The sequence below is a fragment of the Lysinibacillus sp. GW247-5R2A genome, assembly GCF_059424475.1.
In genome coordinates, this window is record NZ_JBWKZL010000017.1 from 38,221 (window position 1) to 50,890 (window position 12,670).

At 37.2% G+C, this 12,670-nt stretch carries 16 protein-coding genes and 1 riboswitch; of the genes, 8 read left to right on the forward strand and 8 right to left on the reverse strand.

The features are described from left to right. Window positions 1-31 precede the first annotated feature (31 nt). Window positions 32-1,936, forward strand: coding sequence for a heavy metal translocating P-type ATPase (locus AC07YC_RS20960; RefSeq protein WP_494920345.1), 1,905 nt, complete (start codon window positions 32-34; stop codon window positions 1,934-1,936). 66 nt (window positions 1,937-2,002) lie between these two features. Here AC07YC_RS20960 and AC07YC_RS20965 read toward each other — a convergent pair whose 3' ends face one another. Together AC07YC_RS20965 and AC07YC_RS20970 are read right to left on the reverse strand one after the other, a co-directional pair. Next, window positions 2,003-2,920, reverse strand: coding sequence for a YihY/virulence factor BrkB family protein (locus AC07YC_RS20965; protein ID WP_336636887.1), 918 nt, complete (start codon window positions 2,918-2,920; stop codon window positions 2,003-2,005). A 22-nt stretch (window positions 2,921-2,942) separates the two neighbouring features. After that, complete coding sequence (locus AC07YC_RS20970) at window positions 2,943-3,269, reverse strand: YtxH domain-containing protein (protein WP_336636888.1); 327 nt, start codon at window positions 3,267-3,269, stop codon at window positions 2,943-2,945. A 178-nt stretch (window positions 3,270-3,447) separates the two neighbouring features. Here AC07YC_RS20970 and AC07YC_RS20975 point away from each other — a divergent pair, with 178 nt between their 5' ends. Then, the gene (locus AC07YC_RS20975; protein WP_336636889.1) at window positions 3,448-3,669 is read left to right on the forward strand and encodes a DUF1128 domain-containing protein; all 222 of its coding nucleotides are present in this window, start codon (window positions 3,448-3,450) and stop codon (window positions 3,667-3,669) included. A gap of 56 nt (window positions 3,670-3,725) precedes the next feature. Here AC07YC_RS20975 and motB read toward each other — a convergent pair whose 3' ends face one another. Next, a complete protein-coding gene (gene motB, locus AC07YC_RS20980; protein ID WP_494920346.1) occupies window positions 3,726-4,490 on the reverse strand; it encodes a flagellar motor protein MotB in 765 nt (254 codons plus the stop codon). After that, window positions 4,474-5,277, reverse strand: a complete 804-nt coding sequence (gene motA / locus AC07YC_RS20985) for a flagellar motor stator protein MotA (protein ID WP_036120556.1) — start codon at window positions 5,275-5,277, stop codon at window positions 4,474-4,476. Before motA ends, motB begins: the two co-directional genes overlap by 17 nt. Before the next feature lie 189 nt (window positions 5,278-5,466). On the opposite strand from motA, the gene AC07YC_RS20990 reads away from it, so the two are divergent. The 3 genes from AC07YC_RS20990 (at window position 5,467) to AC07YC_RS21000 (ending at window position 7,722) form a co-directional block, all read left to right on the forward strand. After that, on the forward strand, window positions 5,467-6,708 hold the full coding sequence (locus AC07YC_RS20990) for an aminopeptidase (RefSeq protein WP_494920347.1): 1,242 nt from the start codon (window positions 5,467-5,469) through the stop codon (window positions 6,706-6,708). A gap of 138 nt (window positions 6,709-6,846) precedes the next feature. Beyond that, window positions 6,847-6,981 carry a hypothetical protein gene (locus tag AC07YC_RS20995; protein WP_255250397.1) on the forward strand — a complete coding sequence of 45 codons (135 nt, stop codon included), beginning with the start codon at window positions 6,847-6,849 and terminating at the stop codon, window positions 6,979-6,981. Window positions 6,982-7,158: 177 nt separating this feature from the next. Continuing rightward, window positions 7,159-7,722: a beta-class carbonic anhydrase gene (locus tag AC07YC_RS21000; protein ID WP_336636891.1), complete on the forward strand. Its 564-nt coding sequence runs from the start codon at window positions 7,159-7,161 to the stop codon at window positions 7,720-7,722. A gap of 71 nt (window positions 7,723-7,793) precedes the next feature. Here AC07YC_RS21000 and AC07YC_RS21005 read toward each other — a convergent pair whose 3' ends face one another. Both AC07YC_RS21005 and AC07YC_RS21010 read right to left on the reverse strand, forming a co-directional pair. Beyond that, window positions 7,794-8,381, reverse strand: coding sequence for a GNAT family N-acetyltransferase (locus AC07YC_RS21005; RefSeq protein ID WP_008173553.1), 588 nt, complete (start codon window positions 8,379-8,381; stop codon window positions 7,794-7,796). A gap of 174 nt (window positions 8,382-8,555) precedes the next feature. Beyond that, window positions 8,556-9,365: a polyphosphate kinase 2 family protein gene (locus tag AC07YC_RS21010; RefSeq protein WP_336636892.1), complete on the reverse strand. Its 810-nt coding sequence runs from the start codon at window positions 9,363-9,365 to the stop codon at window positions 8,556-8,558. 218 nt (window positions 9,366-9,583) lie between these two features. Here AC07YC_RS21010 and AC07YC_RS21015 point away from each other — a divergent pair, with 218 nt between their 5' ends. Further along, the gene (locus tag AC07YC_RS21015) at window positions 9,584-10,279 is read left to right on the forward strand and encodes a TspO-related membrane protein (RefSeq protein WP_396631916.1); all 696 of its coding nucleotides are present in this window, start codon (window positions 9,584-9,586) and stop codon (window positions 10,277-10,279) included. Between the two features lie 28 nt (window positions 10,280-10,307). Here the strand turns inward: AC07YC_RS21015 and map are convergent, their stop codons facing one another. Both map and thiT read right to left on the reverse strand, forming a co-directional pair. Continuing rightward, window positions 10,308-11,063 carry a type I methionyl aminopeptidase gene (gene map / locus AC07YC_RS21020; RefSeq protein WP_036127365.1) on the reverse strand — a complete coding sequence of 252 codons (756 nt, stop codon included), beginning with the start codon at window positions 11,061-11,063 and terminating at the stop codon, window positions 10,308-10,310. 171 nt (window positions 11,064-11,234) lie between these two features. Next, window positions 11,235-11,795 (reverse strand): energy-coupled thiamine transporter ThiT, encoded by a 561-nt coding sequence (thiT, locus tag AC07YC_RS21025; RefSeq protein ID WP_069482685.1) that lies wholly within the window; start codon window positions 11,793-11,795, stop codon window positions 11,235-11,237. Between the two features lie 134 nt (window positions 11,796-11,929). Then, window positions 11,930-12,037: riboswitch (TPP riboswitch) on the reverse strand. Window positions 12,038-12,163: 126 nt separating this feature from the next. On the opposite strand from thiT, the gene AC07YC_RS21030 reads away from it, so the two are divergent. Both AC07YC_RS21030 and yxzF read left to right on the forward strand, forming a co-directional pair. Continuing rightward, a complete protein-coding gene (locus AC07YC_RS21030) occupies window positions 12,164-12,487 on the forward strand; it encodes a magnetosome magnetite crystal formation protein family (protein ID WP_008173564.1) in 324 nt (107 codons plus the stop codon). A gap of 55 nt (window positions 12,488-12,542) precedes the next feature. After that, the gene (yxzF, locus tag AC07YC_RS21035; RefSeq protein WP_008173566.1) at window positions 12,543-12,665 is read left to right on the forward strand and encodes a small protein YxzF; all 123 of its coding nucleotides are present in this window, start codon (window positions 12,543-12,545) and stop codon (window positions 12,663-12,665) included. Window positions 12,666-12,670 lie beyond the last annotated feature (5 nt).

Genomic DNA, 12,670 nt, shown 5'->3' on the forward strand with positions numbered 1-12,670 from the left:
ATATTGATTTTCATTATCAGGAGGGATAAGAATGGAATACTCTAATCGAGAAAATATAAATTTAATTGAGAAAATAAAGGAACATGCAGAATTAATCGCTGCGTTAATCGCTGGTATATTCATCCTACTTGCATGGCGTTTAGATTCAAGCGGACAAACAACCGCTTCTGTACTTCTTTATGTCATTGCCTTTTGTGTAGGTGGATTTGCCAAAGCAAAAGAAGGTATTGAAGAAACAATAGAAGATAAGAAATTGAATGTTGAACTACTCATGGTGTTAGCAGCTATCGGTTCCGCAGCCATCGGTTATTGGACAGAAGGTGCTATTCTTATTTTCATCTTTGCAGTAAGTGGTGCACTTGAAACTTATGCTATGAATAAAAGTCATCGTGAAATATCTGCATTAATGAATCTTCAGCCAGAAGAAGCCTGGTTAGTTCGAGGCAACTTTGAGCCAATGAAAGTATCCGTTTCTACCTTACAAATTGGGGACCATTTATTGATTAAACCTGGGGAGCGTATTCCAGCCGACGGTATTATTTTTAAAGGACAGTCTTCCATTGATGAGTCAGCTATAAGCGGTGAACCATTACCCGTTTTAAAAAGTGAAGGTGATGAAATCTTTGCAGGTACCGTAAACTTAAATGGTGCGATTACGATGGAAATGACGAAGGCCAATTCAGAAACACTTTTTCAAAAAATTATCCAGCTTGTCCAAAGTGCTCAAAGTGAAAAATCTCCGTCTCAACAGTTCATCGAAAAATTTGAGGGAACTTATGTGAAGTTTGTTTTACTTGGTGTAGCTATCATGATGTTCCTTCCCCATTTCGTACTAGGCTGGGATTGGACAACAACTTTTTATCGTGCCATGGTTTTATTGGTTGTTGCATCTCCATGCGCACTTGTTGCAGCTATCATGCCTGCGACACTTGCAGCTATTTCAAATGGTGCCAAAAATGGTGTGCTATTTAAAGGTGGCTTACATTTAGAGCATCTCAGTGTTTTAGGGGCATTAGCAGTCGATAAGACAGGAACATTAACACAAGGTAAACCAGTCGTAACAGATTTTATTGTCCGCGATGGATTCGAGCCTCACATGGCTTTAGCTATTCTTGCAGGGATTGAGACACAGTCCAACCACCCTCTTGCGCAAGCCATTACTTCCTATGCAAAAGCGGAAGGAATTACTGCCTTACCACAAGCAACAATTGAGGATATCCCAGGATGGGGTATTAAAGGGACCGTTCACAACGAGGAATATCAAGTTGGTAAACCAGAATTTGTGAATGCTCAACATGCCAATGATTTTGCAAATGGTGCTGCGGCAAAACTTGCTGCACAAGGTAAAACGGTTATTTTCATCCGTGACCAAAATGGCATTGTCGCATTAACAGCTTTAAAGGATACTGTCCGTAACGAAGCGAAAAAAGCTGTGTCATTGTTAAAAGAGCTCGGCATTCAAGTAGTCATGCTTACTGGCGACAACGAAAAAACAGCGAATGTAATTGCAAAAGAAGCTGGTGTTACAGAGTATGTAGCGGAGTGTCTACCTGAAACGAAGGTAACAGAAATGAAACGTTTGCTGTCCCAACATCACTTTGTAGGAATGGTTGGTGATGGCATCAATGACGCACCTGCATTAGCTACCGCAACTACTGGTATTGCGATGGGTGAAGGTACAGACGTTGCGTTAGAAACAGCTGATGTTGTATTAATGAAAAACGATCTATCTAAAATCGCTTATGCCGTTCGCTTGTCTCGGAAAATGCAACGAATAGTCAAACAAAATATTATCTTTTCTATTGGAGTAATTATTTTATTAATTGCCTCTAACTTTTTACAAGTTGTCGACTTACCTTTAGGTGTAATCGGACATGAGGGTAGTACCATCCTGGTTATTTTGAATGGCTTACGTATGCTGAATAAAAATGTTTAATCACAAAAAATAACCTCGCTTCTCTCCTACGAGAAGCGAGGCCATTTTTTCAAACTGGTCTTTTCCTTATCTATTAATTTCCTTTTGTAACGCCCTTTTCTGCATTGTAGCATTTAATACTCCACCAAAGATTAAAATAATTCCCGTAAAATATAACCAGAGCATTAAAATAATAACGCCACCAATACTACCATATGTAGCAGAATAATTCGCAAAGTTATTAATATAGAAAGAGAAAGCATAGGTGACCACTAACCAGGCAAGTGTAGCAAACATCGCCCCTGGCCAAACACCCAATATTTTCAACCTTGGGCTTGTATTAGGCACGAACCAGTAAATACCCATTAAAACAATAAAAATCAGTATCGGTGGTATTGACCATCTTAAATTATGCCAGACCGATTCAAATTGTTCCTCTATGCCGACGATTGAAAATAGGAAATGACCTATTTGCTGTCCAAATACTGGCAATAGAAGAGCGACTGCAATGACAATAACAAGAGCCACTGTAAAAACAAGAGATAGCCCTCTATCTAATATACCCGCTCTTCCTTCTGTATCGTATGCTTTATTCAAAGCTCGAATTAGCGCGTTAATACCTTTAGATGCCGACCATATCGTACCTAGCACCCCGATGGACAATAAACTACTATTACGGTTTGTTAAAATTTCATTCAACGTATTTTCAATGAGCTTATAAACCTCATCTGGCAATACATTTACTAAAAAAGAATAAACCTGCGTTGTTGCCAAATTAAGATATGGTAGTAATGTCACAAGGAAGATAAGTAATGGGAAGAATGATAGTAAAAAGAAATAAGCGAGCTGTGCGGAAAGCGCTGAAATTTCTACTCGCTTTAACCGACCTATCAAATCTTGGACAAAGCCCTTGGATGTCATGACATCAATCGCTTCTCCCTCAGGAGACACGAATGATTTGACGAATCCAAAGGCATTTTGCATTGTTGCCTTTTTCTTTTCCATACAACTCCTCCTAAAACTACAATTATTCTTTATGAGGTAAAGTAAAAGCTGACTTTGTGTCATCAATCATACTTTGAATCGTAGTTGGCAATTCTTTAAATTCCTCTACCTTCTCTGCAATAGTGTTGACATTATCTGACACACTATCACAAAGCACCTTCGCAGCCAGTACTTTCTCCTCCACTAGAACCTGTAATTCTTCACGATTTGTTGCATAGTACGTGACAGCTTCTTTCATTTTTTTAGTTGTGTCGATTGTTTTTTCACGAGTAGTGCGATCGAGCATACTTAATGCTGCACCAATTGCTGCTCCTGCTACGATTGATACTAATAATTTACTTTGACCCATATTAAAACCCCCTGCTTGTGTAATTGCATATTCCCTAATATTTTATAAATAAACTTGCCTACTGCCCTTATTCTACCCAATAACAGTCTATTTTTAAAGCAATGCTCAAATACGGAGTTGACATTTTTTTTATTCAATGAAATGATTATTGCGAAGAGTACGAAAGGTAGGGTAAAAAATGGATTTATCAGTCCCGTCAAAGGAAAACGTTATTTTTATGATTGATCAAATGAAGGATAAGCTTCGTATGGTAAATGTTGATGCAATGAAATCGGAACATTTCAATGAAGCCAACTATGAAGACTTAACGTATTTATACGAAATGGTTATGAAAAGAGATTCCTTTAGCCCAAGCGAAATGCAAGCGATTGTGGCTGAATTGGGTTCTTTACGTAAATAAGCAAACAAAAAAGCTATGAGCATGAGACAAACAGTCCGTGCTAATAGCTTTTTAATTTATTGTGTATTCTTCGCTTCCGAGCCATCCTCAGTCACTAGTGGTTGAATAAGTACTTCAATACGGCGGTTCTTCGCACGGCCTTCTGCTGTATCATTAGGTGCAATCGCTCGGTTTTCACCGTAGCCTTTTGCACTAAAGTTCTCAGATTTCAATTGAGAATTACTGTCTAATAAAACCATATAAAAATTAGAGGCACGCATTAATGATAGCTCTAAATTTGAAGAGAAGTTAGGGCCCGCTGGAACATTATCCGTATGACCAGTAATAACAATATTACGTGGAGGATTGGATACTAACACACCCGCAAGCTCCTTCGCAATAGGAATATACTCTGGTTTAATCGTTGCTTGTCCAGGATCAAATAAAATACTATCACGAATTGTCACAAGTAAGCCTTCATCTGTCATTTCTGTAGCGAATTGACCTTCCATTTCATTGACAGCGATAAAATTATCGACACTATCTTTAATTTCAGCCAACTCCTGTTGATCCTTTAAGTAGGCTGAATTTTGTTGTGGTGTTTGATCGCTATCCGCATTTGGACTAGGCACTGGTGAAGGCTGCTCTAAAAAGCTTGTTCCGCCATCAAAAACTTGACTAAAAACGGCTGACATTCTTTCTAGCTTTTCTTGGTCTACTGAACTTGAAGCAAATAGTATAATAAACACAGCTAGGAGCAATGTTAAGATATCGGCATATGGTACTAGCCAAGACTCATCTATATGCTCATCATGCTTTTTTTTCTTAGCTTTCTTTGCCAAGGCCACCCGCCCCGCTTTCACCAGAAATTTGACGACGTTCTTCCATCGTTAAGTATGATGATAGTTTTTGTTCAATTACACGTGGAGCCTCCCCTTCTAATACTGAAAGGATACCCTCAATCATCATTCTCTTTTGTTTCACTTCTAAAGCAGATTTACGTTTTAATTTATTCGCAAATGGGTGCCATAAAACATAACCAGTAAAGATACCGAGCAATGTAGCCATGAAAGCTGCTGAAATAGCGTGTCCAAGCTTTTCGATATCATTCATATCAGCCAATGCGGCGATTAAACCTACTACTGCACCAAGAACCCCAAGAGTTGGTGCATATGTACCTGCTTGTGTAAAAATGGCAGAACCACTAGCATGACGTTCTTCCATAGCTTCTACTTCCTCTGTTAATACATCACGGATGTAGTCTGCGTTTTGTCCATCAATCGCTAATGTAAGACCATTTTTCAAAAACGGATCTTCAATTTCTGATGCTTTACTTTCAAGAGCTAATAGCCCTTCACGACGAGCTAAGTCAGCCCATTGCGAAAACATCTTAATAATTTCAATATCATTTGCTAATTTAGTTTCTTTAAAAAGAATCTTAAATAGCTTTGGTACGCGCTTTAACTCTTGCATTGGAAAGGCAATTGTTACTGCGGAAATAGTACCAAAGATGATAATTAGGATAGCTGCTGGGTTATAAAAAGCTGTTAAACTTACACCCTTCATTACCATCCCTGTTAATAGCGCTATAAACGCAATTATTAACCCTATGACCGACGACTTATCCATTCTAGAACCTCCAAATCTACTATTACTCTTAATTTCGTCTGTTTTTCCATATTTTAAATATATAATGCTAGTATAAATGTATTTTAAATATTTTTCGATGTAATTAATGCTTTTTATTCACATTTCGACCATTTTTGATTATATTGAATTAAGAATATTACACTAAACTGTCTTATTTCGAAAGGGGATATGAATTTGTTATTATCATTTAACACAAAATTACTAAAATATGCCGAATTAGCGGTAAAAGTAGGAGTAAATATCCAAAAAGATCAATATCTTTATATAAGCTGTTCGACTGATAACTTAAAATTAGCTCAAATTATTACCAAAATCGCCTATGAAAATGGTGCAAAACAGGTATTTGTCGATTTGTCTGATGACGAACTTGTTCGTGCTCGCTATGAAGGAGCACCGAAAGACTCATTTGATTTCTTTCCACCGTGGAAAGTTCAAGAACGCGAATGGCTGGCTGAAAATGGTGCAGCTTTCCTAAGCATTAGTTCACAAAACCCAGATTTACTGAAGGGCATTGAACGAGACAGAATAATGGCGTTCCAAAAAGCTTCTGGTCAAGCATTAGCGAACTATTATCAAATGTTACAATCTGATAAATTTAGTTGGTCAGTTATTGCCGCTCCATCCAAAGCGTGGGCAGCAAAGGTGTTTCCTGATTTACCAGAGGATCAACAAATGGATGCCCTATGGGAAGCTATCTTTGCGGCGACACGTATTGATCTTGAACATTCTGTGGAGGCTTGGTTAGCTCACGATAAGGAGCTACACGACAAAGCCGATTATTTAAACAGCAAACAGTATAAGTCCCTTCATTATACGGCTCCAGGCACAGATTTAACAATCGAGCTACCTGCACATCACATTTGGACAGGCGGTAGTAGTGCCAACGTACAAGGTCAAACATTTATGGCGAATATGCCTACGGAAGAAATTTTTACTGCACCGTTAAAAACTGGTGTGAATGGGTTCGTATCCAGCACGAAACCGTTAAGCTATGGCGGTAATATTATTAATAATTTCACATTAACGTTTAAAGATGGCCGTATTATTGAAGTACAAGCTGAGGAAGGTCAAGAAATTTTAGCTTCTCTGATTGAAACAGATGAGGGGGCACATTATCTTGGTGAAATAGCATTAGTGCCTCATCAATCCCCTATTTCACAATCGAATTTATTATTCTACAATACATTATTTGATGAAAATGCCTCTAATCATTTAGCCATTGGTAGTGCTTATGCATTTTGTATTGAAGGTGGTAAAGAAATGACTTCGGATGAGTTAGCAGCTCATGGCATTAACCAAAGTTTGACACATGTAGACTTTATGATTGGCTCCAATAAAATGAATATTGATGGCATTACCCATGATAATCAAAAAGACCCAATATTCCGTGATGGAAATTGGGCATTCTAAATAATCCATTCTTACTAATAGTATTCTAGGCTAGTATGTTATGGATGTCATAAATTATCCTTAGATTTTCCTAGTATCCTATTGTATAATTAGTTTAGGGTAATTAGTAGATCATTTAAGTAGAGAGGAGCTCTAAAAATGTTCATTACAACTGTTCTTGGATTTTCAGCAGTTTTATTAATTTCAACTGGATTCTTCATCCACTACCTACAAGTTGGTTTAGATAGCAAGTCTTCAGTAACTGTAGATCCAAAGCCAAGCGAAAAATTTTAATGTAAAAAAACAGCTACTGTTAAGGTAGCTGTTTTTTTATAGTTTCAACATTTTTCATCTGTTAAAGTGTATGAAGTTTGCTTCTTTATTGTAAAAATTGTCTGAATAAAGTCTTTATTGTTTGCATAATGAAAGTTTTGCTCTAAAATATTTTTTGTAAGGAAGGGAGCAATTTTCATGACAATGTTACATGATATTTTAGAGTTTAACAAAGAGTTTGTACAAGAGAAAAAATATGAACCATTCATCACTACAAAATATCCTGATAAACGTATTGTTGTTTTATCTTGTATGGATACTCGTCTTGTAGAGCTTTTACCAAAAGCGATGAATCTCCGTAATGGCGATGTAAAAATTGTGAAAAGTGCCGGTGCTTTAGTAAGCCATCCTTTCGGTGCTGTAATGCGTAGTTTATTAGTTGCTGTTTATGGCCTACAAGCCGATGAAGTTTACGTAGTTGGACATTATGACTGTGGTATGAGCGCAGTTGATCCTGATGCTATGTTAAGTGAAATGGTTAAAAGAGGTATTCATCCAGAAACCATCAAAATGCTGGAGTATTCTGGTTTTGATTTAAAAGAATTTTTACGTGGTTTTGGTGATGTAGCGACAAGTGTTAAGAAAAGTGTCGACACGATTCGAAATCACCCATTAATGGTAAAAGACGTTCCTGTACATGGTTTAATTATTGACCCAAATACAGGCCATCTAGATTTAATTGAAAACGGTAACCAACAATAGTTATTCTAACTTGATTTATAGTAAAACAATAAACAAGTGCCTTTCCATCGAATAGAAAGGCACTTGTTTATTTATTCATCCTCTAAACGGGCATACATATAATGATCGACCCATTGACCATTTATATACAAAAGCTTTCTTAAAAGACCTTCCTGCTGAAAGCCCGCCTTCTCTAAGACACGCATAGAGGGATTATTTTGGGTTGATACATATGCCTCTACACGATGTAGCCCTATTTGATCGAATGCAAATCGAACTACCATGTTCACTGCCTCAGTGACAATTCCCTTACCTACGTAAATTTCATCCATAGCATATCCCACAAATGCACTTGAATAGGGTAATCGTTTGACAGCATATAGTGCAATATGTCCTATTAGATTATTAGTACCATGCTCAAAAATACCAAAAGTAAATTCTCGCTTTGAATCCATTAAATATAAACTTTCTTGAATTTTTTTATATTGCGCGTCGATTGTATAGTATTCAGGTCTTTGTAAAGGCTCATATGTTGACCAAAAGTATTTATTGCGGCTTACGAGACCTGTTAAACTTCGTGCATCATTTTCTTGGAATGTGCGGATGTAGCATTTTTCCCCCTTTATTGTTACCACATTCCCACCCTTTTTTCTTAATAAATTCCAAATTTTAAGCACCATTTCTCCACACTAGCCTTCCAATCAATATCGATAAAAATTTATACTACCTTCTCAACCATCGGAAATGAAGGGAGTTACCCCTAGTTTTACCTTATTGTATGTAAAAAAAGATGCTGCTACAACTAAAACAGCTCATGTCTTCATGTCATAGCACCATCATTCACATTTTATTTTTTACTTCTTTTTCTCATGTAATATGTCCAGGCTAGATGACTCAGCATTCTCTAAATGCGCCTTGTCTAATACATTAGTTAAATGAAGTCCACGTTTCAGCGCCTCTCGTTCAATATGTGCAAGCGTTTCTTGTAGCACCTGCACACGCGCATATTTTTTATCGTTTCCAGCTACTAAAACCCAAGGAGCATTTTTCTTATCGGTCTTTTCAAACATTTCATTGGCAGCCTCCACATATTGCGGTGACTTTTCTCGATTACGCCAATCTTCGTCTGTCAGCTTCCAAGATTTGTATGGATTTTGTTCTCGTTCCTTAAAACGTTTTAATTGCTCTTCATCTGAAACATGAAGCCAGAATTTAATAATTATGTAGTCACCGGCAGTTAAAATCTTTTCAAAATTATTAATTTCCTCATAAGCACGAGTCCATTCCTCCTTCGTCGCGAATCCTTCTATTCGTTCTACTAATACACGACCATACCATGAACGATCGAAGACAGCGATTTGCCCGTGCTGAGGTAGCTTTCTCCAGAATCGTTGTAAATAGTTATAGCGTAATTCATGTGGCTGTGGAGCTGAAATTGGATGGACGACATAGCCACGTGGATCGACACGTTCAATTAAACGTTTTATCGCTCCTCCTTTACCAGCTGCATCCATACCTTCAAACACTAAAATTAAACCTATTTTATTTTTCAATAAAAATTGTTGGGCATTTAACATTTCATATTGGAGTACTTGTAATTTCTTTTTATACATCTTTTTATCTAGTTCAATAGATAGGTCTAAATTTTTTATGTTTTGCGTCATAAAGCTTCACTCCTTTAATCTGGATATATTCTTATTGTACTAAAGAAATAAATGGATGCCTATTGAGATGGTAAATTGTAGATAGTATTAGCAAAACAACACGATACATTGATGGAAATTTCCGTTATAATAAATTGAGTGACGGTACTATACTTATTTGTCTTTTCCCTATACAATCTAACACGAAGGGAGAGGAAAGCATGCCTCGGTTTTTATTGATGACAATTTCTTATATTGTCTCACTCATCCTAACCTTTTCATCCTTTTTCATGAAACTTAACGGTCAATCTTTTTTAGAAATTTCTAATCGTTTTTCGGTGGTATTTGCACCTGTTGATGGAAGTCATATAATTTGGATTGTCATTTATTTATTGATCGGTTATTGGTTAGTGATGAACATCAAAAAGACATCTATGAAACAGTCTGCGCTCTTTAGTTGCATAAATATTTTACAAGCATTAACGATATACGTATGGCATCATGAATTATTTATTGTTTCTCTCGGCATTACCTTACTCTTAGTCTTGTATTTATTTATGTTGTACAATACGTATCCACTTCATGACAAATCACTGTCGGGTCGTATTCCTTTCGCCATTTATTTTGCATGGATGACATTTATTTTCATCACAAATATTAGCTTTACGTTAACAGCTTATGGTTGGAACGGTTTTGGTCTAAGTACTCCTCTTTGGGCAGTTATTTTACTGACATTAGGTGGAGCCATTGCGCTACATATCCGCTTTCATCACTTTGATATCATGTATCCAAGTGTTTTTATATGGGCTTATATAGGAATCGCTTTACATAATGGTTTTGATGAGCTACTCGTAACAACAGCTGCGTTATTTTTATGTGGTGTACTCTTAGTTGGTATTTTATTCATTAAAAAAAATCCTGCCTACCAAAAATAATTTGGTGTGCAGGATTTTTTATGTGCTCCTATTCTTCGTCTAATGAAGTAAGGATAATTGGTTTATCTTTTGTAACAATAACTGAATGTTCAATTTGAGCAACAAGAGACTTATCAGGTGTAATGAATGTCCAACCATCACCAGCTTCTACAATATGCTCTGCTTTTGCTGAGATAAAGGGCTCAACTGCCAGAACCATGCCCTCTTTCATAATCGTAGAGTCCCATGCATCGTAATAATTTAAAATGTGATTGGGCTCATCATGTAAAGAGCGACCTAAACCATGGCCTGTTAAATTCATAATCACTGTTAAGCCATTAGCATTCGCTTCGCGCTCTACAGCTTTACCGATTTGATTTAATTTAGAGCCAGCCTTTACCTTTGTCATAGCACGATCAAAAGCATCTTTGGCAACACGACATAGTTTTTCTTTGTCTTCATAGCCATCACCAACTACAAATGAAATACCCGTGTCGGCAAAGTAGCCATCTAAAGAGCCTGAAACATCGATATTGACGATATCTCCCTCTTGAATAACACGTTTACCTGGGATACCATGTGCTACTTCCTCGTTGACACTAATACAAGTATATCCCGGGAAGTCATATTCTCCTTTTGGTCCTGAAATGGCACCTGCCTCAGCAAACATTCGACCAGCAATTTCATCTAGTTCAAGTGTTGTGACACCTGGTTTTGTAGCAGCCTTCATCGCTTCACGAATCTCTGCACAAATGCGTCCAATTTTTTTAAAAGCTTCAATTTCTTCTTGCGTTTTTACAATCATGTATAACGTCCCTTTCATCTAATATCTACTCTTTAATATAACATAACTTCTTACGCGTATAACGCTAAACGCTTTAAATATTGTATGCCTGCCTTCTTGGCAAAGTGCTACAAGTGCTATTCTCTTACGACTACATAAAAAACCCCCTTCACCAATATGAAGGGGTTGGCATTATGCTTTACGTTGCATTAGCTGTGGAGCCGCTGTGAATAATAACGCTCCCACAATGGCTGTTAATACTGTTGCAGGCAGCATATAGGTACCATTATAAATAATCGAGTAGATCCACGCATTTTGATCGCCGGCATACTCTGCAAAAAATACCGCGCCAGCAGTAGTGTGTGCTGCATATCGCAAGAAGCCTGCGAATACCGTACCTACAATAATATAAAGTGCCATTTTTGTTTTGTTTAGTTGACTTGCTGCTTCCAGTAAAGGTCTGCGTACAATGGCTGCTAACCCTACAACTGTGAAAGCAACACCGTAATCTAATAAACCTTGAAGCCAGTGTACAATATAAGCTCCAAACATGGTTTGCATCACACCTACAAGCAAGCCTGTTGTTAGGCCAGCTACTAGACCCCAGCGAAATGCAATTAGCATAATTGGTACCATCACAAGACTAACAGAGCCACCTTGTGCCCATACTTTAAAAGAGACCTGATCAAGCACAAGGCCAATCGCTGCAAATATTGCAATCTCCACTAGCATTAATAGTCTTTTTTTGTCCATACATATTCTCTCCTTTGTTCCGATGTAGGATACAAGAGCAGGAATAGAAATGCGCTGATTTGATTCTCTCTGACACCTTTTTATTCTTAAGAATGAAAAAACGATGTCAGGACAGAGCCTCACATCGTAAAAGTGTCGGTTTCTATCCACATCCCTACGCAAGTGTTAGCTTACAGGTTCAAAGAGTCAAGGCATTACGTGCCCAGTCTCAGCTGACATCATCAGCTCCCCTTGTGGTCGTTACATCTGAATTTAATTTGAACACTTTCATTGTACGCAAAGCACGGAATGATTACAACCTCTTCCATACTTAATTTTTGAAACTTTACTGTTTTCCATGCGTAAATATTAAAAAAGGAGGTACAACTATGGAGAACCAAAAAATTTTATCTGCCTTTAGTTATCTCAGTATTTTCTTTGCTCCTTTCATCGTACCATTAATTGTTTACTTCGTTACGAAAGATGCTGACATCAAAAGACATTCTATTCGCGCATTAGTGTCCCATCTAATTCCTTTTGTATTTGGGATCTTATTTTTCATTGTCTTTGTCTTTTCTACATTTAGTTTAGACCCCACGTCAAGTAATAGTACAGTCATGATCATTTGGTTCATTTCGTTCGCCATTTACGGGATTGTCTCGCTCGGCATTGTTATATGGAATATTATTCAAGCCGTTCGAGTTATCCGCTAATGTTTCATTTTTAAAATAAACAGGTAGAAGTATTTAAAAAGGAGCTGTGTTTTTGATGAAAGTATCAAAAGTAGTGAAAACCGCTGTTAAATTAGCGCCTATTGTTATACCAATCGTAAAAAAAGTGATGGCAGCAAAAAAAGGGACAACTTCTACAGTCAGTTCTCGAAAAAAATAAAAGGA

Coding starts and splice junctions, on each gene's coding strand:
- AC07YC_RS20995 (WP_255250397.1), top strand. CDS start 6,847: ATGTTCATTACAACTGTTCTTGGATTTTCAGCAGTTTTATTAATTTCA.
- AC07YC_RS21010 (WP_336636892.1), bottom strand. CDS start 9,365: ATGACGCAAAACATAAAAAATTTAGACCTATCTATTGAACTAGATAAA.
- AC07YC_RS20960 (WP_494920345.1), top strand. CDS start 32: ATGGAATACTCTAATCGAGAAAATATAAATTTAATTGAGAAAATAAAG.
- AC07YC_RS20965 (WP_336636887.1), bottom strand. CDS start 2,920: ATGGAAAAGAAAAAGGCAACAATGCAAAATGCCTTTGGATTCGTCAAA.
- AC07YC_RS20970 (WP_336636888.1), bottom strand. CDS start 3,269: ATGGGTCAAAGTAAATTATTAGTATCAATCGTAGCAGGAGCAGCAATT.
- AC07YC_RS21000 (WP_336636891.1), top strand. CDS start 7,159: ATGACAATGTTACATGATATTTTAGAGTTTAACAAAGAGTTTGTACAA.
- motA (WP_036120556.1), bottom strand. CDS start 5,277: ATGGATAAGTCGTCGGTCATAGGGTTAATAATTGCGTTTATAGCGCTA.
- AC07YC_RS20975 (WP_336636889.1), top strand. CDS start 3,448: ATGGATTTATCAGTCCCGTCAAAGGAAAACGTTATTTTTATGATTGAT.
- AC07YC_RS20990 (WP_494920347.1), top strand. CDS start 5,467: ATGAATTTGTTATTATCATTTAACACAAAATTACTAAAATATGCCGAA.
- AC07YC_RS21015 (WP_396631916.1), top strand. CDS start 9,584: ATGACAATTTCTTATATTGTCTCACTCATCCTAACCTTTTCATCCTTT.
- yxzF (WP_008173566.1), top strand. CDS start 12,543: ATGAAAGTATCAAAAGTAGTGAAAACCGCTGTTAAATTAGCGCCTATT.
- map (WP_036127365.1), bottom strand. CDS start 11,063: ATGATTGTAAAAACGCAAGAAGAAATTGAAGCTTTTAAAAAAATTGGA.
- AC07YC_RS21030 (WP_008173564.1), top strand. CDS start 12,164: ATGGAGAACCAAAAAATTTTATCTGCCTTTAGTTATCTCAGTATTTTC.
- AC07YC_RS21005 (WP_008173553.1), bottom strand. CDS start 8,381: ATGGTGCTTAAAATTTGGAATTTATTAAGAAAAAAGGGTGGGAATGTG.
- thiT (WP_069482685.1), bottom strand. CDS start 11,795: ATGGACAAAAAAAGACTATTAATGCTAGTGGAGATTGCAATATTTGCA.